Raw genomic sequence first — 20,303 nt, forward strand, 5'->3', positions numbered from 1 at the left:
GGGTTACAGAGCTTGCGCCTAAATCCATGAACAGGCCGTCCTCCGTTTCGCTGATGACGTCGTGATAATCGATGCCCGCCGCCTCGGCATTGCCGGTAATCAGGATCTTATCGGTTGCGCTGAAGTTGAAAATGGCATCATGACCAAACTCGCCGTTAAAGATAAAGGTATTATTGCCACCATCGGTATAGAGCCGGTCGTCGCCCTCGCTGCCGAGAATAAAGGTCGTTCCCGTATGTTTATTGGCGTACCTGTTTAAATCTTCAACCCAGGTATCAGAACGCGCGCCGTCTGATAAATTCGCCTGAATATAAACAGCCGAAACAGAATATCTTTACGACTGATTTTATTGAGCGACTAATATAATTAGCCGCTCCGGGTATGACGTTATTCCACTACTTTTAATTTAATCACCTGAAGCTCAGCGCGATCTTTGATAGTTTCCATCAGACGCAGGAAAGGCGCGGCTTCGCTGTGCTGTTGCAGATGTGCCGCAGATTCCCAGCGCTCCAGCAGCACGAAGCGATCCGGGCTATCCAGATCCTGATGCAGCTGATATTGCTGGCAGCCCGGCTCGCCCTGCACTTCACGCTCTACCTTACGCAGCGCCTGCTCTACCACTTCCGCCTCGCCCGCTGCCGGAATAATGGTGGCGACAATTGCGATAACTTCACTCATTCTGTTTCTCCTTCGATCGTTTTGATACATCGGTTCAGGTGAGAATAGACGATATTTGGCCCCCGGCGCACGCCGATCGCGGTCATGTGGCACAGAGCGCTTAGAATCGGCGGTTAAGCGGTGGTTTTTTACCCTTGAAATTGGCAAATCGGCCAATATATAGCGCAGTGATTGTCTGGAAATTGTTTGTCAGGAGCCTCACGAATGAAAACGTGCGATGAAACCCTTTCTCAGCAGCCGCAGAAACTGGTAGCGGCAGCCAATCAGGACTCCGTTCAGGAGCTGCTTTCCCTGTTGCAGCAGCAAAACCTGCCGCCGGAAACGGCGCTGGCTAACCTGGCGGTAGCCATGTCGCAGCTGATGGCGAACACCGGCTGCCATCAGTTTGTGCTGACCAATCCGCTTTCCCAGCTGCTGGTGCTGTTGCAAACCGGCGCGCCCTCGCACAGCAATATGATTCATTAAGGCGCGCCTCACCCGTTAGCAGAAATTATTAGCAGACTCACCGCTGTTGACGGAATGGTTCTAAGCTATAGTGCAACGCAAAGCTGAAAACCTGAGGAGAAAAAATGGCTCATCCCCATTTCGCACAAGGATTGAATACGGCACAGGCGCTGGAACAGCTGGATGCGCTCTATTATCAGGCCGTTAACGCCCTGCGCGACGCCATTAAAGCCTTTGTTGAGGAAGGCAAATTGCCCAATCCGCAGGCGCGGGCCGACGGGCTGTTTGTTTATCCTGAGCTGCGCATCAGCTGGGACGGCGCTTCGCCGCAGAAAAACCGCAGCCGCGCCTGGGGGCGTTTCAGCCACGCGGGCAGTTACGCGACGACCATCACCCGGCCGGAGCTGCTGCGCCACTATCTGCGCGAGCAGCTCGCGGTAATTGAACGTGATTACGATGTCACGATTGAAGTAGGCCCGTCGCGCCAGGAGATCCCGTTTCCCTATGTGATTGACGGCTCCGATCTGGGACTGGATCGCACCATGAGCAGTGCGCTGGCACAGCACTTCCCGACCACCGATCTGGCGAATATCGGCGACGAAACGGCGGACGGCATTTTTAATACCACCAGCATTTTCCCGCTCAGCCATTTCGACGCGCTACGCACCGACTTCTCGCTGGCGCGCCTGCGCCACTACACCGGTACGCCGCCGGAACATTTCCAGCCGTTTGTGCTGTTTACCAATTACACACGCTACGTTGATGAGTTTGTGCGCTGGGCCTGTGAACAGATCCTGGATGATGACAGCCCTTATACCGCCCTTTCCTGCGCCGGCGGCGCGCTGATCACCAAAGAGACGGAAAATGCAGAATCCGCGCTCTCCGATCTGGCATGGAAAAAGCACCAGATGCCCGCCTGGCATCTGATTTCCCCCAATCAGCGCGGCATTACGCTGGTGAATATCGGCGTCGGCCCCTCCAATGCTAAAACCATCTGCGATCACCTGGCGGTGCTGCGCCCGCATGCCTGGCTGATGATTGGTCACTGCGGTGGGCTGCGCGAAAGCCAGCAAATCGGCGACTATGTGCTGGCGCACGCCTATCTGCGCGACGATCACGTACTGGATGCGGTGTTGCCGCCGGATATTCCTATTCCCAGCATCGCCGAAGTACAGCGCGCCCTGTATGACGCAACTAAAGAGATCAGCGGCATGCCGGGCGAAGAGGTAAAAATGCGGCTGCGTACCGGCACGGTGGTGACCACCGACGATCGCAACTGGGAGCTGCGCTATTCTGCTTCGGCGCTGCGTTTTAATCTCAGTCGCGCGGTGGCGGTGGATATGGAAAGCGCGACCATTGCCGCGCAGGGCTATCGCTTCCGCGTGCCCTACGGCACCATGCTCTGCGTGTCGGATAAGCCGCTACACGGCGAGATTAAGCTGCCAGGTCAGGCGAATCGTTTTTATGAAGGGGCGATTTCCGAACATCTGCAAATCGGCATTCGTGCGGTAGAATTGCTGCGTGCGGAAGGCGACAAGCTGCATTCACGTAAGCTGCGAACCTTTAATGAGCCGCCGTTCCGCTAGCGCCTCTTCAAAGGAAAGGGTTTACACCTGATAATAAAAAAGACGCCCGCGGGCGTCTTTTTTCCGTGCGTTGCGCAATCAGGCCAGCTTAATCATAACCATGCCGACCAGCAGCAGCGAAAGTCCTACCCAGCTGCGCGGACGCAGACGCTGATTAAACAGGATCCAGCCCGCCGCCAGCGTCGCTACTACGCCAAAGCCACCCCACAACGCATAGGCTACCGACAGATCGATGCCTTTTACCGCCTGCGCCAGGGCGCTGAAGGCGCCCATGACCATCGCCAGCGAGAGAAAACCGTACAAACGCTTGCGGAAGCCATCTGAGTATTTCAAGAAGATATTCGCGACGATTTCCAACACCACCGCCAGAATTAAAAAGGCGATATGCCATCCATTAAGCGGCTGCATGGACACCTCCCTTTTCCTGTTTCTGTTTGGCTTTTTCCGTGCCGCCGTTCAGTAAGACGATACCGGTTACTAACACCACCAGTCCTACCGCTTTTAACAACGGCAGCGACTCCGCAAACAGGGTCACGCTAAACAGCGTAATCAGCATGACACCAAATCCTTCCCATAGCGCGTAAGCTACGCCCAACGCGATACGTTTTATTGCCATTGATAACGCAATATAAGAGAGCGTAATCATGACGTACATCACCAGATGCCCCAGCTGACTGCCGTACATGCTGGCGTACTTCATAGAGAGCGTGCCCGTTACTTCTGCAATAATCGAAACAGCCAAAAATAACCAATACTTCATCTTAATCACCTCAAGACGATAAAAAAATAAATAATTACTGAGAATGCGGCTTAATAAGCGCCCTGCAGCAAAATCTGCATAAAAAATAGAATTTGATGAATAGCTAACCAACTTTCCGGCCAACAGCCTGGGCTGATTTACCGGCACGCCAGAGGCGTAGTGGTTACAGAAGAATAAGCGGGGCTACAGCTCGCTACACCAGTGGGTTTCGCAAGTGACAATCGGCGAGATAAAACCGGGGAAGGAGATATTTTTTGCGTATTTCTTACTACCTGTCAGCATAATTTTTCACTGTGTCAGTAAGTAAAATGACCTGCTTCAGTGCCTCATTAAGTTAATAAATGTCGGTTTAGGAAGAAATATAACACAAAACCACCGTTTATGAAAATCTCTCATTTTAGTGGCGGCTTTTTCCTGATTTAAATCAATTTTTTTCGGGTTACCAACGGGCGGAACACTAAAAAGGTGAAGCTACGCAAAATGTATGCGTCGTGCAAAAGAGAGGGAGTGCGCCTGTCCAATGGCGGACACGCAACGGCAGGAAAGCAGAAAATTTGGCCGCCCAGACAGGCGGCCAGCCAACTCAGGCGCTTAGCCAGCCCAGTTTAATCACAAACAGCACCGACAGGACGATCAAAGCAGCATTCAGCTCATGACGACGACCGCTCAGCAGCTTCACCAGCGTCCAGGTAATAAAGCCGAAGGCAATGCCGTTGGCGATGGAATAGGTTAGCGGCATGGTTAACGCCGTGACCGTTACCGGCGCAGCGGTCGTGATATCTTTCCAGTCGATCTCCGCCAGACCTGCCGTCATCAGCACCGCAATAAACAGCAGCGCAGGCGCGGTAGCGTAAACCGGCACGCTGGAGGCGAGCGGTGAGAAAAACAGGCTGAGAATAAACAGCACGGCCACCACCACCGCCGTCAGACCGGTACGCCCGCCAGCGCTGACGCCCGCCGCCGATTCGATATAGCTGGTGGTAGTGGAAGTGCCGAGCAGAGAACCAAACAGCGCGGCGGCGCTGTCAGCGATCAGCGCCTTGCCCATTTTTGGAATATTGCCCTGCTCGTCCGCCAGTCCGGCGCGTTTGGTCACGCCAATCAGCGTGCCGGAGTTATCAAACACATCCACGAACAGAAAGGCGAAAATCACGCTCACCAGCGAAATATCGAGCGCACCCTTAATATCCAGTTGCAGGAAGGTCGGGGCGATAGAGGGCGGCGCGGAGAAGACCCCGGCAAAAGGCGAAAGGCCAAGGCCCATTGAGATAAAGGTTACCACCAGGATGCCGATCAGCACCGCGCCGGTCACGCGTCGCGCCTCCAGCACGACAATGATGATAAAGCCCAGTATCGCCAGCAGCGGGCCGGGCTTAGCGAGATCGCCGATGCCCACCAGTGTCGCCGGATTCGCAATGACGATACCCGCGCCCTGCAGCGCGATAATCGCCAGAAACAGGCCGATACCAGCGGCTATGCCTGAACGCAGCGGCAGCGGAATGCTGGCAATAATCCATTCGCGGATTTTAAAGATCGACAGGGCGAAGAAGATCAGCGCTGACAGAAAGACGGCGCCCAGCGCGATTTGCCAGGTGTAGCCCATATGCAGCACGACGGTATAGGTGAAAAAGGCGTTCAGCCCCATGCCGGGCGCCAGCGCGATGGGATAGTTGGCGATCAATCCCATCAGTAGCGAGCCAATCGCCGCCGCCAGACAGGTGGCGACGAAAACCGAGCCTTTATCCATCCCGGTGGCGCTAAGAATGGTGGGGTTAACAAACAGGATATAGGCCATAGCCAGGAAGGTGGTGATACCGGCGATGATTTCGGTACGCACCGTGGTGTTGTGTGCTTTTAATTGAAATAGTTTTTCCAGCATGCTGCTTCTCTCGTAGCGTTAGCGTCGTCACTTGCGTGAGGTTTCTCTTGCCAAAATAAAAGGAATAAGAGCATTCCTGAATAGCAAGGGCTATGCCACAGCAGAAGCGGTCCAGCCGCCGTGCGTTTAATCGCCGCTAACATCTGCTTTTGCACCACAGTGAGGCACTGTAAAGCAGCATTGCACCAGATTGGGGATATTACCGATCTTTCCTGAAAAGTTTGGTTTGTGACACAGCGCTTAGCAGACGCCGACCTGCGCTGAACGCGGGATCACCATCATCATTTCGCCGCAGGTCAACATTAAATTAATGCCCTGCCCGTTCAGCGGCCATTCCCGTAAAAAGGCGATCACCTGCGGCGGCAACTGCGGCGCCACGGCGCGGCGCTCCTGAATGCCCGGCCCGCGCAGACGCAGCGTCAGCCCACCGTTAAGCGCGGGCACTTCCAGGATCACCGTCGCACCTGGCGCCACGATATTGCTGAGGTCAGGATTGCTGTCGCTGTGCAATAACGCGAATTCGGCTGGCTGTTGACGGCTCAGCACCGCGCCACGCAGGCACAGGCTGTCACGCAGCGCTGGCGTATCCAGCTTTTCATCGAGCCACAGCGGGGTATCCGCTTCATTCAGGGTAGAAAGCAGCGCGGTCGCGGCAGGCGAAAGGCCAGCCCAGGGCTGGATGCAGGGCAGCGCGATGGTCACGCCTGCTTCATTCATCGCTTTTAAAATACGGCGCAGCACGGGCTGCGTTTCAACAACCGGGCGGTTTAAGCTCGCCAGTAAACTCATCTCATTTCTCCATTATTCATCGCCAGATGCTCAAGCGTTAATTCAGTCATATCGCCGCGCGTCAGCCCGATAGCGTATTCAGTCAGCTGGCCATCGGCGGCCTGACTCAGGGTACGCACGCACAGTAGCGGCGCCTGTAATGGGATTGCCAACAGGCGGCACTCTTTAGCCTGAGCGCGACGCGTACTGATCCGGGTTTTTATCAGGTTGAGCGGCTGATTATGCTGCTGCAAAAAATCGTACAGCGATCCGCTGTGATACTGCTGAAGCCGGGGCCACCAGCTAAGCTGAGGCAGGAAATGGTTGGTCACGCAGACCGGAACCCCTTCCAGCCGACGCAGCGTGCGCACGTGGATGACCTGTTCGCCTTCCCGACAGGCCAGCGCGGCCGCCACTTCCTGGCTGGCCGGACGCACTACCGCCAGTAAACGTTCACTGGTGGGATCGCTGCCCTGCTCCAGCAAATTATGGCTGAAGCAGGTACGGGTATATTGAGGATAGTTGACAGAATGCGTTAGCACCAGGATACCGATGCCGGGACGGCGCAATAATAATCCTTTGCTTGCCAGCGCATCCACCGCGCGCCGCAGCGTTTGCCGGTTCACCGCAAAGCGTGTCGCCAGCTGCTGCTCCGTCGGCAAATAGTCGCCTGCACGGTAGCGGCTGCCCAGTTCCTGCTCCAACTGAGCGGCCACTCTCTGATCGAGACCAAATAACGGGCTGATTGTCTCTGACATTGCGCGCTCCCACCGCTGTCGCACCGAAAATAGTGTTGCTGAAACCCTACTTTGCCGCAGCAAAATGACAGTGAGGTGACGGGAGAGTGGCAGCACAATGAATTTGCCTTATGTTCAGCGCAGCGCCGGGCAAATTAAATCAGATTATCTAATCAATAATGACAGCGTTCACAATTTTGCATTCTTATGGCGCATGTGCCGCCTCGCCAGTAACGACGCGGAGCAAATTCTATTTTATCTGTCACAATTAAGCGATAACAAGCAGCAGAGTGAACGGTTAAATGTTTAATAAAGATCAACTACCGGAGAATTTTCGACGCGAGTTTATTCGGGAAGTCATTTTTCCCCTGGTCACGGTATTGCTGATTATCTGGTGCGCGGCCAGCTTTAGTCTGCTGTGGTCGACGAAGCACACCAATAGCGAGGCGATTGTTCAGCAGGAAAATATTATTAAATCATCATTCAGCCAGAGCATGGCTGAACACTTACGTCAGCTCCATAGCCTGACGAACTGGTCGCCGCTTGCCGACCAGCTTAATGTCCCGTCACCCGATTTGGTCTGGCTCGATAATAACGTGGGCAGCTGGCTGTATGAGATGTTCGGTCATCAGGAGATATTTATTCTCGATCCGCAAAACCAGATGCTGGTCAACTGGCAAAACGGACAGCGTGACGATCGGCAGCGCTGGGAGAGCGTTAAGCAGCCGCTCGCGCCCTGGCTGGCACACCAAACGCAGATCCACGACGAACGCAGACAGGATCTGGTCGATTACACCTTAATCGATGGGCGAACGGCGCTGCTCGCCGTGAGCGATATTAATCATGAAGGTTATGAAAGCGGATTCAGAATTGTCAGCCTGAAATATCTTGATGACGGATTCCTGAATACGCTGGCCCACCGTAGCCAGATTAGCCATTTACGCTATCTTGGCTCTAACCCGCCGACCGCCAGCGATGCCCGATTTCGCCTGGATTCGCAGCTCGGTATTCCGACCGGCTATTTTGCCTGGCAGCCGGTGCAGCCCGGTACGCAAATGTTAACGCTGCTGGGGCCGCTGGTGGTGACGGTGCTGCTGGTCACCACGCTGGTCTGCATCGTGATGATGTATCGCCTCTGGCGGCTGCGGCTGCGGCTGGCGCAATCGATGCTGCGGCTGGGTGCCAGCGAAGCGCAGGCGCAGCATCTGGCGTTTCACGATGTGCTGACCGGCCTGCCAAACCGCGCCCTGATTGATGAACGCCTGACGCAGGCGCTGGCGCGCACTACGCGCCTGCGCGGCCAGGCGGCGCTGCTGCTGCTCGATCTCGATCGCTTTAAAAATATCAACGATACCTATGGCCATCACGCCGGTGACGATTTAATTATCGAGGTCTCGCACCGTCTGACAACTCTGCTGCGTGAAGCCGATACCGTTGGCCGTATCGGCGGCGATGAGTTCGTTATCGTCATAGAGGAGATCCAGTCTACTGACCAGATCAATGCGCTGTGCCAGGGGATCATCGACGCGCTGGCGGAGCCGTACACTCTGCTGGGCAGCGAGGCCTGGATTGGCGTCAGTATCGGCGTGGCCATCGCGCCGCAGGATGGACAGGATCGCCAGGAACTTATGCGGAAAGCGGATATTGCCCTGTACGAGGCCAAGAATGAAGGACGCGGCCAGTATCGCCGTTTCGCACGCGCGATGGACGAGTCGGTTCAGACGCGCCAGCAGATCGCTGCCGATCTGCGCCACGCACTGCATCATCAGGAAGGCCTGGAGGTTTGGTATCAGCCGCTGATGGATATTGACGGTGAAAAGATCCTGGGCTTTGAAGCGCTGCTGCGCTGGCAGCATGCGCAACGCGGTTTTATCGCGCCGTCGGAGTTTATTCCTATTGCTGAAGAGACCGGCCTGATTTTACAGATCGGCGAATGGGTGCTGCGCGAAGCGTGCCGGGTTTCGCTGCGCTGGCCTGAGCTGACCATCGCCATTAACGTCTCGCCGCTGCAGTTTCGCACCGCCGGTTTTGTGCAGCGCTTTAAGGATATTGTGGAGGCGGAAGGCGCCAATCCGCGCTGCCTGGAACTGGAGATTACGGAAGGGGTGCTGATTGAAGATGAGCGGGAGGCGCGGGCAATTATTATCGCTCTGCGCGAGGCGGGCTTCCGTATTGCGCTGGATGATTTCGGCACCGGCTATTCAAGCCTCAATTACCTGAGCAACTTCCCGGTAGATAAAATTAAAATCGATCGATCATTTACCCAGTCGCTGGGCGTGGCTGAAAACTCCACGGCGATCGTGGAGTCTGTGGTGCGGCTGGGTCATGCGATGGGCCTGACGGTGACCGCCGAAGGCGTGGAAACCGACGGCCAGATGTCAGCGCTGGCCGAGGCGGGCTGCAATCAGTTACAAGGCTATCTGTTCAGCCAGGGGTGCCGCCCGATCAGATCGCTCTGATGTTGAGAAAGCGTCGGGCGAGCTAGCTATACAGAGGATGATTACCAGGCGAGCCTGCTGCCCGGTTAACCCGAAAACAGGCGTGGCACGGTCGTGTAAACGGCGAACCGCGTCCCTGGTCGGCAGAAAACCGCCATGCCGTTCTTTATTGCGGAAAATCGGTGTCGAGCGTGGTGGTTTTCCAGGCTTCAATTTGCGCCAGCCGCTCACGCAGCTTTTCCGTTACCGCCTCAAAGCCAAACGCGCCCATTACCAGATGGCGCGGCGGATTCTCGTTCTCGGTAATGGCAATCATCGCCGCTGCCGCGCGCGCCGGATCGCCCGGCTGTTTGCCGCTGTAGCCTGCGGTATTTTTCATGCGGGCGCCCGCCGTATCGGCATAGTCGGCGATACGGTTTTCCGTCTGGTGCAGCGAGCGTCCGGCCCAGTCGGTGCGGAATGGCCCGGGTTCGACGCAGGTCACCTTAATGCCCAGCGGCGCGCCTTCGACGGCCAGCGCATCCGACCAGCCTTCCACCGCATGTTTGCTGGCGGCGTAGTAGCCGGAGCCGGGAAAGCCGATCAGCCCTGCGACTGAGGTAATGTTAATAATGTGCCCTTTGCGCGCCTTGCGCATCGCAGGCAATACCGCGCGCGTCATGGCGAACAGGCCAAAGACGTTAGCATCAAACTGTGCGCGGATTTCCGCCTCTTCGCCCTCTTCCACCGAGGACTGATAGCCATAGCCTGCGTTATTCACCAGCACATCAACGGTGCCGAATTTCGCCAGCGCGGCCTTGACCGAATGGTCGATGGTGGCGCTGTCGGTCACGTCCAGCGCCAGCGCCAGTGTTCGCTCCTCGTTGCCCTGTGCCAGATCCGCGACTTTACTAACGTCGCGGGCGGTAACCACCACGTTAAAGCCGCGGGCAATGGCCTGCTCAGCCAACTCGCGGCCAAAGCCGGTCGAGCAGCCGGTAATCAACCAAACCGGGCGCGTTTCTGTATGCATGCTGTTTTCCTTTATCTTCAGGTAATGTGCAGGTTGATCCTGTGCAGGCCGGACGTCAGCGTCCAGCCTGGCAGATCTTATTTCTTTTTCTTCGGTAGCACTTCATTCAACAGCTGGCTGGCGGTATCGCCAATCACCTGCGCCGCGCCGCGATCGCCTTTCATCATCGACGCCATAAAGGCCTTCGCCTGTTTAAAGGTAATGTGCGGCGGCAGCGGCGCGATCTCTGGATCGGTTTTGACCTCCAGCACCACCGGCCGGTCGCTGCTGAGCGCTTCCTGCCAGGCGCTGCTCAGTTTCTCCGGGTCATCAACATAGATCCCTTTCAGGCCGAGCATTTCCGCAAAGGCGGCGTAATGTACGTTAGGAATATCCTGGCTCGCCTCAAAGCGGGGATTACCTTCCATGACGCGCTGCTCCCAGGTCACCTGATTCAGATCCTGGTTGTTGAACACGCAGACAATCAGCCGTCCATCGCCCCAGCCCTGCCAGTATTTCTGAATGGTAATCAGCTCGGCCATATTGTTCATCTGCATCGCGCCGTCGCCCACCAGCGCCACCACCGGCTTATGCGGGAAGGCAAACTTGGCGGCAATAGCATAAGGCACCGCTGCGCCCATACAGGCGAGACCGCCGGAAAGCGTGGCGCGCTGCCCCTGCTTCACGCGAAAATCGCGGGCAAACCAGTTGGCGCAGGATCCAGAATCGGAAGTGACAATGGCATCTTCCGGCAGCAGCGGCGACATCTCCCATACCACGCGCTGCGGGTTGACCGGCTTCGCAGGCGCCATCGCCCGCTCTTCCATCACCTGCCACCACTCCTGTACCTGGCGCGCAATCTCCTGCTGCCAGCTGCGATCGGCTTTATGCTGCAGCAGCGGCAGCAGCGCACGCAGGGTTTCCGCCGCGTCGCCGTGCAAATTGACCTCACAGGGATAGCGCAGGCCGAGCATCGCCGGATCGATATCGATCTGTACCGCCCGAGCCTGGCCTTCTTCCGGCAAAAATTCCGTCCAGGGGAAACCGCTGCCGATCATCAGTAGCGTGTCGCAGTTTTTCATCATTTCCGATGAGGGTTTGGTACCCAGCAAGCCGATGGAGCCGGTCACAAAAGGCGCATCGTCCGGCAGCACATCTTTGCCCAGCAGCGCTTTCGCCACACCCGCCCCTAACAGATTCGCCGCCTGCACCACTTCCACCGCCGCGCCGCGCGCGCCGGAGCCGATCAGAATCGCGACCTTTTTTCCGGCGTTCAGTACCTCGGCGGCGCGCTGTAAATCCTCTTCGTAAGGCACCACTTTCGGTCGCTGATAGCCAGGGCCGGAGTGGGTAAAACCGTGCAGATGCTGCGGCGCCTGCCAGGGTTCATCCTGCAAATCTTTCGGCAGGATTAGCACCGCCACGCCGTTTTGTGCTTTGGCGATGCGCACGCCGCGATCGACCAGATGACGCACCTGGGCCGGGGCCGCCGCTTCCTGAACGAAATTAGCGACGTCTGAAAAAACGCGGTCGAGGTTGAGTTCTTGCTGATAGCTGGCGGCGCGCGACGTGATTTCCGCCTGGCCGGAAATGGCCAGTACCGGCGCGTGATCCAGTTTAGCGTCATAAAGGCCGGTAAGCAGATGGGTCGCGCCGGGGCCGCCGGTAGAGAGGCAGACGCCCAACTCACCGGTAAATTTGGCATGGCCTGAGGCCATAAATGCCGCCATCTCTTCATGGCGCACCTGAATAAATTCAATGCCTGCGGCCGCTTTATTAGCGCGCTGGATTGCGCCCAGCACGCCGTTAATACCGTCGCCGGGATAGCCATAAATGCGGGTGACGCCCCAGGCTTTCAGTCGCTCCACAAAGAAATCGCTGGTCTTCATTGCCATCGTCAGTCTCTCCCTTTTCGATTACAGAGACTGTAAGCATAGCTGACCAGTCCGGAAGGCAACCGCGACCTTGCGGCTGATAGCACATCAGGCGCTTATCAGTTGCGGCATCGTTGCCGTCACCAGAAGGCTTTTTGCGGCCGACAGCGGCAAACGGCGCGTTAAATCTGGAAATCGATAGCGGGTTCTTCCTGCTCGGCGCTGAGCGCCTGGCGCTTGATCTCCTCCAGCGAGAGGTTCGCGTTACAGAGTTCGAGAAACTGCCAGACATAGTTGCGCTGCAGCTGGCCGCGCTTCAGCGCCAGCCAGACGGTGCTGGCATCAAACAGATGGCTCGCATCGAGCCGCGTAAGCGCCGAACCCGCCTCCAGCTGGCAGGCCTGATCGGCGAGAATGCCAACGCCCAGTCCCAGCTCGACATAGGTTTTCACCACGTCGGAATCCTGTGCGCTCAGCACAATATCCGGCTTCAGTCCGGCAGCCTGAAAAGCGCGATCGACGCGCGGACGCCCGGTAATGCCCGGACGATAGGTGATCAGTGGATAGCGGCTGAGCGTTGCCAGCGAAATCTGCGGCTCCTGCTCCAGCGGATGCCCTTTCGGCACCAGCAGCGCGTGATGCCAGCTAAACCACGGAAAGGCGGCCAGCGCTGGCTGATTCACCAGCTGCTCGCTGGCGATGCCAATATCGGCGTCGCCCGCATTGACCATCGCGACGATTTCCTGCGGCGATCCCTGGTTCAGCTCCAGCCGCACCTGCGGCCAGATGGCGCGAAAGGCTTTAATCACTTTTGGCAGACTGTAGCGCGCCTGGGTATGCGTGGTGGCGATGGTCAGCACGCCGCTGGTTTCGTTAGTAAAAACGTCCGCCAGCCGTCGCACCTGGCTCGCCTCATTTAAAATGCGCTCGGCGATGGTTAACAGCGCTTTGCCCGGCTCGGTCATGCCCAGCAGCCGTTTGCCGCGCCGAATAAAAATTTCTACGCCCAGCTCATCTTCCAGATCGCGGATATGGCGACTAACGCCAGATTGCGAGGTAAAGAGCGTGTTCGCCACTTCCGTCAGGTTAAATTCACAGCGTGCGGCTTCACGAATAATTTTAAGCTGTTGAAAGTTCACACCGTTTCTCCTTATCTGGCTGTCAATGTTGCTTTGATGTTAAGCAGAGGCATTGATAGCCACAAATAATAAAAAACGGTTTGTTATGCATTTTATTGATAAGTATCGAACCGCCGGATAGCGGTTCGACAGGAGGCGCGTTAGCTGACCAGCATCAGTTCGCGAGACTCCAGTGTCGGCTTGTTCAGCAGCGACAGCAGGATATTTTTTACCGCCTGCGCCGAAGGCGAGAGCGGCAGGCGCGAGGAGATATTCAGCGACAGCGGCAAATTGAGCGACGGTGAATTAATACGTGCCATCCAGCCGTTGGTCGCCTGAACCAGCGATCGCGCCGCCGACTCCGGCAGCACCGTCACGCCCATACCGCTGGAGACGGCGGCGGTGAGCGTCGCCAGCGATTCGATTTCGCCGATAATACGCGCGCTCAGACGACGCAGGGAAAAGGCTTCATCGACGCGTTTGCGCACCGCGCTGTAATCGCGCGGCAGAAACAGATTCATCTGCGCCACCTCGGCCAGATCGACCGTGCTGCCTGGCGCATCGCTGGCACCGACCAGATAGAGTTCCTCTTTCATTAACGGCGTGCTGGTGATACCCGCCAGCGGCGTACGGTCATACAGCACCGCCATATCCAGCTGGCCATTCATCACTTTTTCATTTAACGACGAGCCGCTGTTCTCATGCAGGTAGACCAGAATTTCCGGGTACTCTTCACGCACCGTTTGCAACAGCGGCATGGTCAGCGAGGAGGCGGCAGTGCCCGGCGCCAGGCCGATTGAAACCTGGCCGTTTAAGGTTTGTCCGGCATTAATCACCGCCATTTGCGCCTGCTCGCACTGACGCAGAATGGTACGTGCATGAGCGTAAAGAATCTTGCCCGCTTCGGTTGGCGTCACGCCGCGCTTGGTACGGATCAGCAGCTGTTGATCCAGCTCGTTTTCCAGCGTAGCAACCTGCTGACTGAGCGCGGGCTGCGCGATATGCAGCACTTCCGCCGCCTGGGTCAGGCTGCCAATATCGACGATTTTTACAAAGTATTTGAGTCGTCTTAAGTTCATGTTGCCTCCGTCTGGGATCCCCAAGTGTTGTCATCCGCTGCAAGCGCGTTTGCGGCTGTGACAGAAGATTTGCAATATGCGGGCCAGTTTTTTCTGAAGGCAAAAAAGAGAAGCGCTAACTCGCGATAAAATAAGAGAATCTGATTACCTCGGAGGAGTTAATCTGCCGCTTTGCCGCCCGCTTCCCTGCCAGCCTCCGCTGCCCTGCACTATCAGCGTGCAAAGGCTGCGTTGGTAACGTGCAGGCTCGCGATCTGCCGCTTCTGCCGATCGCGCTCACAAAACAGGTTCTTCGTACCGCTGAAAACATGAAGCCTGTCACTTTTCACTATTCTGCAATTGGCAGTTGTAAAAATTATGTTATTACCTTAGCGAGCAAAATAATTTTAAAAACAGCCGGTTATCCAGAACGGCATGATCACTTTATTAACTTTTATTGTCGGCCTGCGGAAGATTGATAACGCGGCGTCATACCAGTGAATACGTAACAACATGCCTGAGTGGTACTGCTTTTTCCTCCCCTTAAATTTTTCAGAAGGAAAATAATTTGCTGACTGTGCTGGGTTTTTCGATGGTGGTCTGCTTCATGTATCTGATTATGACGAAGCGGATGTCGGCGCTGATCGCGCTGATCCTTGTTCCGACGCTGTTTGCACTGGCGGGTGGTTTCTGGCACGGCCTGGGCGAGATGATGCTCAGCGGCGTCAAAACCCTAGCGCCCACCGGCGTGATGCTGACCTTCTCGATCCTCTACTTCGGATTGATGATCGACGCCGGTCTGTTCGATCCGCTGGTGCGCCTGATTTTAAAAATTGTGCGCGGCGATCCGTTAAAAGTGCTGGTGGGCACCGCCGTGCTGACGCTGCTGGTTTCGCTGGATGGCGACAGTTCGACCACCTATATGATTGCCGTCGCCGCCTTTCTGCCGCTCTATCAACGGCTGGGCATGAACGTGCTGCCGATGCTCTGCCTGATTAACCTCGCCAGCGGCATTATGAATCTCTCGCCCTGGGGCGGCCCGACCGCGCGCGCGGCGGCGGCGCTGCGTATCGACGCGCTCGATATTTTTATTCCGATGATCCCGGCGATGATTCTCGGCGGCCTGACGCTGGTAGGTATGGCGGTGCTTTTCGGCCTGCGCGAGCGCCGTCGTCTCGGCATTATGCGCATGGAAAATCATCATCTGGATAATATCAGCCTGGGTCTGGGCGATGAGGGCGAATGCGAAGCTAACCGGCGTCCTAAGATGTTCTGGCCGAACTTTATTCTCACCACCCTGCTGCTGGTACTGCTGGTGGTCGGCCTGATGCCGATTCATATTCTGTTTATGCTGGCGTTCGCCATTGCGGTGATGCTCAACTATCCCACGCTGGAGCAGCAAAAAGCGCGCATCGGCGCCCACGCCGCCAACGTGCTGGCGGTGACCTCGCTGATCTTCGCCGCCGGGGTTTTCACCGGCATCCTTTCCGGCACCGGCATGGTAGATGCCATGGCGAAAAGCCTGCTGGCGGTTATTCCGCACAGTTTCGGGCCTTACCTTGCGGTATTTACCGCCGTGGTCAGCCTGCCGTTCACCTTCTTTATGTCTAACGACGCCTTCTATTTCGGCATTCTGCCGGTCATTGCCCAGACCGCTGCCGGTTACGGCATCAGCGCCGAAGAGATCGCCCGTGCCTCGGTTATCGGGCAGCCTTTCCACCTGCTCAGCCCGCTGGTGCCGTCAGTTTACTTGCTGGTCGGACTGGCAAAAGTGGATATTGGCGACCACCAACGCTTCTCAATGAAATGGGGGATTGTGGTGAGCATGGCGCTGATGGTGGGCGGCATTCTGTTTGGCGCCTTCCCGCTCTGGCACAGCCAGGCCTAACGCGTTAACCACACCTGCTTTGAGGCACGGATGCGCTCAAAGCAGGCCTTATTACCTGAAACAGCAACACATTAGCTTAAAGCGCGAGAAGTCCAGGCAGAAGAGTAAAGCGTCCTGCGGCCTCGGACGGCGCGGGCCGAGCGGCCAGGGATGACATAGCGACTTTACGAGCGGACTGGACTTCGCGCGCGGGCACTAAATCATCAGCCACGACTAACAACTAACCCGGCGGCCATCGCCCAAGCCAGCCCGCATTCACTTAGCGTTTCTTGCGGTTACGCTGCATATCGATCGACACCGCCGCGACAATAATGATGCCCTTAATAATATCCTGCACATAAGCATCGACGCCGACAAACGTAAAACCGCTCTTAATCAGCCCTAAAATCACCGCGCCAATCAACGTCCCGGTAATACGCCCAACTCCGCCCATCAAACTGCTGCCGCCGATCACCGCTGCCGCAATCGCATCCAGCTCATACGACATCCCCATACTCGACTGCCCGGTACTCACGCGCGCCGCCAGCACCACACCTGCCAGCCCCGCCAAACCGCCGGCAATCGTATACACAATCACCAAATACTTATTCACATTAATGCCGGACACGCGCGCCGACGTCATATTACCGCCAATGGCGTAAACATACTTACCGTAGCGCGTATGCTTCAATGCAATATGGAAAATCAACGCCACCACCAGAAAAATCACCACCGGCATCGCGCCTTGGCCCACAGCGGTAAAGCCATCGGAAAGAAAACTAATCGGATTACCCTGCGTGTAATACTGCGCCAGCCCACGGGCCGAAACCATCATCCCCAATGTGGCAATAAACGGCGGAATACCGGTTTTGGTAATCAACACCCCGTTAATTAGCCCGCACAGCGTGCCGACGCCAATGCCCGCAATAATCGGCACCGCTGCCGGTAAATCCACCAGCGAAGGAAACATCGGCGACAGACTGTCCGACGTCTGCGCCAGACTGGCCACCACCACCGCCGTCAACGCAATCAGCGAACCGGAAGAGAGATCGATGCCGGTCGTAATAATCACCTGCGTCACGCCTACCGCAATAATGCCGATAATCGCCACCTGCAATACGATCAGCACCAGCCGGTTGGTATTCAACAAAAATGACTGATCGCGCACATACCAGCCTGCCAGCTCAAAAATCAATGCAACCCCCAGCATCACGATAAAAATGCCGGTATCTTTCGGCAGCTTATTATGCCGCTGACTGAACAGCGACGGACGCGCAGCCTGCGGCTGTTCAGTCGTAATTTTCATGTTGCTCATAATCTTCCTCACTCGGATGCCAGCGACATTATGGTTTCCTGATCGGCCTCTTCTTTATCAAGAATGCCGGTAATCCTTCCCTCATGCATGACCATCACCCGATCGCTCATGCCCAGAATCTCCGGCAGCTCTGACGACACCATAATCACCGCCACGCCACGGTTGGCCAGCTCGCTAATCAGACGATAAATCTCGGCTTTTGCCCCGACATCGATGCCGCGCGTCGGCTCATCAAGAATCAGGATTTTCGGCTGTGCCAGCAGCCAGCGCGCAATTAACACCTTCTGCTGATTGCCGCCACTGAGGTTATTGATGATTTGATCCATGGTGGGCGTTTTGATATTCAGCCGCCGGATCTGCTCCATACAGTCCTGCGCCATCTGCACATGACTGACAAAGCCGCCCTTGCTGCTGTACTCCGGCATATTGACGATACTCATGTTCTCCAGCACCGACAGCACCAGAAACAGCCCGGACTTCTTACGATCCTCGGTTAAAAAAGCCATGCCCTTCTCGATCGCCGTCGAAGGGGAATCGATAATCACCGGCACGCCGTCGATCAGCACTTCGCCGCCGTCGGGACGCGCCATGCCAAACAGCGTCTCCATCACCTCGCTGCGTCCGGCGCCCACCAGCCCGGCAACGCCAAGAATCTCGCCCCGACGCACGCTGAAACTGACATCCTCAAAAGTGCCCTGCCGTGACAAATGGCGCACCGTCAGCACCTCCTCACCGATGGCGTTATTGAATTTCGGAAACAGCTGCGTCAGCTCGCGACCGACCATCTGCGTAATCAACGACTGACGGGTGTAACTGCTGGTTTGATCGCTGGCGACCCAGCTGCCGTCGCGAAACACGCTGACCTCATCGGTAATGGCAAAAATCTCATCCATCTTGTGGCTGATATAGACAATCGCTTTGCCCTGCGCGCGCAGATCGCGAATGATGGTAAACAGATGTCCCACCTCGCCTTCGGTCAGCGCGGAAGTCGGCTCATCCATAATCACAATATCGGCGTTCCAGGAAACGGCCTTGGCGATCTCCACCATCTGCTGGCTGGCGATACTTAACTCACCCACCATGCTGTCCGCGTCCAGGCGGATATTCAGCTTATTCAGCAACGCCTGCGTCTGCTTATTGAGCTGACGGTGATCGACCAGACCAAATTTTACCGGTTCGCGCCCCAGCCAGATGTTTTCTGCTACCGTCATCCACGGCACCAGATTCAGCTCCTGATGAATCATTGAAATGCCGGAGCGCAACGCATCCAGCGTATCCTGAAACTGGACGGTTTCGCCTTTAATACGGATCACGCCGCTATCAGGGCGATAGATGCCTATCAGACACTTCATCAGCGTCGATTTTCCCGCGCCGTTTTCGCCCATCAGCGCATGCACCGTACCAGGCCTGACGCGCAACGAAACATATCCAGCGCTTTGACGCCCGGAAAGAATTTACTGATGCCTTCAGCTTCCAGCGCATAAGCCGTCATGCTTTACCTCCATAAAAGAGTGCGCCTGCGCGACGCGCCGCAGGCGAGCGACCAGAATTATTTTTGGTTGCGGCTAACGAATTCCTGATAGTTCTCTTTAGTAATCAGCTGATAGGGGATCATGACGCTTTTCTGCACTTTCTCGCCGTTAACCAACTTGATGGCGGTTTGCACCGCACCTTCACCCTGTCCTTTGGCATCCTGGAAAACGGTGGCGATCATCCTGCCGTTTTTAATCTGCTGGAGCGCATCGGGCGTGCCATCAACACCGGCAATCAGCACCTTGTTATCTTTGCCCAGCGCCATCAGCGCGCCGATAGCCATTTCGTCATTATTGGAAGCAATAGCGTCAATTTGATCGCCTGCGGTCATCCAGTTGCTCACCACATCGACCGCTTCATTACGCATAAATTTGGCGGTTTGCTTCTGGACGATTTTGATCTGAGGATATTTAGTGGCCACCGCTTCGACGCCTTTGGTGCGGTCGCGCGTGGCCTCATTCGCCAGATCGCCTAACAAAATGGCGACGTTGCCTTTTCCGTTCAGCGCCTTGGCCAGCGCCTCCATCTGCAGACGGCCAGCCAGTTCGGAATCGGAGCCGACATAGGCCATTTTGTCCGTCAGCTCGGCCTGCGGACGGCGGTTAACAAAGATCAGCGGAATGCCCGCCTTGCTGGCCTGATCCATAATCGGCTTGACGGCGTTGGTATCCACCGGGTTGACGATAATGGCGTCTACGCCCTGCCCGATAAAGTTCTGCACCTGCTGGAGCTGCTGCGCCACATCGCCTTTTGCATCCTCCATTTGTCCTTTTACCTGGCTTTTATCCATCTCTTTCTGCATCGCGGTACGCACGATGGTCAGGAAGTTGTCATCAAACAGCGCCATCGATACGCCCAGCTGAATATCTTTTGCCAGTACGGCAGCGGGTAACAGGCAGGCAATAACGGATGCGACAATCGCTTTTTTCATCTTCATAGATCACCCTTTTTCTCGTTAAGTTGCGCTGGCGGGCCGTTACCTCGAATGAAAAATATTTTTTACATTCACACAACATCACCAGGGTTTTCAGTTATCGAAAGAGATAAAACCTTTTACAGCTAACGTTTTTTGTTGCCACACCTCGCTAAATTAACTGCTTATTAAACATAAAGTTGTTTATAAAACAGGGTTTCAGGCTGCTGACATGACGTTGATTGCCCGCCAAAACAGTTCATTTGTTTCATAATTTAGTTAATTGAAATTTTCATCATAAAAGCATCGAAACAGGTGTTTTAAAATTACCAAATAACAAAAAT

17 protein-coding genes and 1 pseudogene are annotated in these 20,303 nt (G+C 55.9%); 5 read left to right on the forward strand and 13 right to left on the reverse strand.

The window, feature by feature from the left end:
* Nucleotides 1-61 precede the first annotated feature (61 nt).
* Nucleotides 62-259, forward strand: a complete 198-nt coding sequence (locus tag P3C52_RS19700) for a hypothetical protein (protein ID WP_275556573.1) — start codon at nt 62-64, stop codon at nt 257-259.
* Nucleotides 260-387: 128 nt separating this feature from the next.
* Here P3C52_RS19700 and P3C52_RS19705 read toward each other — a convergent pair whose 3' ends face one another.
* Nucleotides 388-678, reverse strand: coding sequence for a putative quinol monooxygenase (locus P3C52_RS19705; RefSeq protein WP_275556574.1), 291 nt, complete (start codon nt 676-678; stop codon nt 388-390).
* A gap of 204 nt (nt 679-882) precedes the next feature.
* Between P3C52_RS19705 and P3C52_RS19710 the strand changes: the two genes are divergently transcribed.
* A complete protein-coding gene (locus P3C52_RS19710) occupies nt 883-1,143 on the forward strand; it encodes a hypothetical protein (protein ID WP_275556575.1) in 261 nt (86 codons plus the stop codon).
* A gap of 104 nt (nt 1,144-1,247) precedes the next feature.
* On the forward strand, nt 1,248-2,708 hold the full coding sequence (locus P3C52_RS19715; protein WP_275556576.1) for an AMP nucleosidase: 1,461 nt from the start codon (nt 1,248-1,250) through the stop codon (nt 2,706-2,708).
* A 78-nt stretch (nt 2,709-2,786) separates the two neighbouring features.
* On the opposite strand, the gene mdtI is transcribed toward P3C52_RS19715, so the two are convergent.
* From mdtI to phnF, 5 genes are all read right to left on the reverse strand, one after another.
* On the reverse strand, nt 2,787-3,116 hold the full coding sequence (mdtI, locus tag P3C52_RS19720; RefSeq protein ID WP_275556577.1) for a multidrug/spermidine efflux SMR transporter subunit MdtI: 330 nt from the start codon (nt 3,114-3,116) through the stop codon (nt 2,787-2,789).
* Nucleotides 3,103-3,468, reverse strand: coding sequence for a multidrug/spermidine efflux SMR transporter subunit MdtJ (gene mdtJ / locus P3C52_RS19725; RefSeq protein ID WP_275556578.1), 366 nt, complete (start codon nt 3,466-3,468; stop codon nt 3,103-3,105). Before mdtJ ends, mdtI begins: the two co-directional genes overlap by 14 nt.
* A gap of 583 nt (nt 3,469-4,051) precedes the next feature.
* Entirely contained in the window at nt 4,052-5,347 is a 1,296-nt protein-coding gene (locus P3C52_RS19730) for an NCS2 family permease (protein ID WP_275556579.1), read from the reverse strand.
* 240 nt (nt 5,348-5,587) lie between these two features.
* Nucleotides 5,588-6,136 (reverse strand): phosphonate C-P lyase system protein PhnH, encoded by a 549-nt coding sequence (gene phnH / locus P3C52_RS19735; protein ID WP_275556580.1) that lies wholly within the window; start codon nt 6,134-6,136, stop codon nt 5,588-5,590.
* A complete protein-coding gene (phnF, locus tag P3C52_RS19740; RefSeq protein ID WP_275556581.1) occupies nt 6,133-6,873 on the reverse strand; it encodes a phosphonate metabolism transcriptional regulator PhnF in 741 nt (246 codons plus the stop codon). Before phnF ends, phnH begins: the two co-directional genes overlap by 4 nt.
* A gap of 281 nt (nt 6,874-7,154) precedes the next feature.
* Between phnF and P3C52_RS19745 the strand changes: the two genes are divergently transcribed.
* Entirely contained in the window at nt 7,155-9,311 is a 2,157-nt protein-coding gene (locus P3C52_RS19745; RefSeq protein WP_275556582.1) for an EAL domain-containing protein, read from the forward strand.
* Nucleotides 9,312-9,456: 145 nt separating this feature from the next.
* Here P3C52_RS19745 and P3C52_RS19750 read toward each other — a convergent pair whose 3' ends face one another.
* From P3C52_RS19750 to nac, 4 genes are all read right to left on the reverse strand, one after another.
* Nucleotides 9,457-10,302, reverse strand: a complete 846-nt coding sequence (locus tag P3C52_RS19750) for an oxidoreductase (protein ID WP_275556583.1) — start codon at nt 10,300-10,302, stop codon at nt 9,457-9,459.
* 77 nt (nt 10,303-10,379) lie between these two features.
* Nucleotides 10,380-12,176, reverse strand: coding sequence for a thiamine pyrophosphate-requiring protein (locus tag P3C52_RS19755; protein ID WP_275556584.1), 1,797 nt, complete (start codon nt 12,174-12,176; stop codon nt 10,380-10,382).
* A 161-nt stretch (nt 12,177-12,337) separates the two neighbouring features.
* Complete coding sequence (gene cbl, locus P3C52_RS19760) at nt 12,338-13,294, reverse strand: HTH-type transcriptional regulator Cbl (RefSeq protein WP_275556585.1); 957 nt, start codon at nt 13,292-13,294, stop codon at nt 12,338-12,340.
* A gap of 140 nt (nt 13,295-13,434) precedes the next feature.
* Nucleotides 13,435-14,352, reverse strand: coding sequence for a nitrogen assimilation transcriptional regulator NAC (gene nac / locus P3C52_RS19765; protein WP_275556586.1), 918 nt, complete (start codon nt 14,350-14,352; stop codon nt 13,435-13,437).
* A 547-nt stretch (nt 14,353-14,899) separates the two neighbouring features.
* Here nac and P3C52_RS19770 point away from each other — a divergent pair.
* A complete protein-coding gene (locus P3C52_RS19770) occupies nt 14,900-16,219 on the forward strand; it encodes a CitMHS family transporter (RefSeq protein WP_275556587.1) in 1,320 nt (439 codons plus the stop codon).
* A 259-nt stretch (nt 16,220-16,478) separates the two neighbouring features.
* Here the strand turns inward: P3C52_RS19770 and P3C52_RS19775 are convergent, their stop codons facing one another.
* The 3 genes and pseudogenes from P3C52_RS19775 to P3C52_RS19785 form a co-directional block, all read right to left on the reverse strand.
* A complete protein-coding gene (locus P3C52_RS19775) occupies nt 16,479-17,513 on the reverse strand; it encodes an ABC transporter permease (protein WP_275556588.1) in 1,035 nt (344 codons plus the stop codon).
* Nucleotides 17,514-17,521: 8 nt separating this feature from the next.
* Nucleotides 17,522-19,005, reverse strand: a pseudogene (locus P3C52_RS19780) (sugar ABC transporter ATP-binding protein).
* Nucleotides 19,006-19,062: 57 nt separating this feature from the next.
* A complete protein-coding gene (locus P3C52_RS19785) occupies nt 19,063-19,983 on the reverse strand; it encodes a sugar ABC transporter substrate-binding protein (protein ID WP_275556589.1) in 921 nt (306 codons plus the stop codon).
* Between the last annotated feature and the right edge of the window lie 320 nt (nt 19,984-20,303).

The organism is Mixta sp. Marseille-Q2659 (assembly GCF_940807255.1).
In the GTDB taxonomy this organism is placed as follows: domain Bacteria; phylum Pseudomonadota; class Gammaproteobacteria; order Enterobacterales; family Enterobacteriaceae; genus Mixta.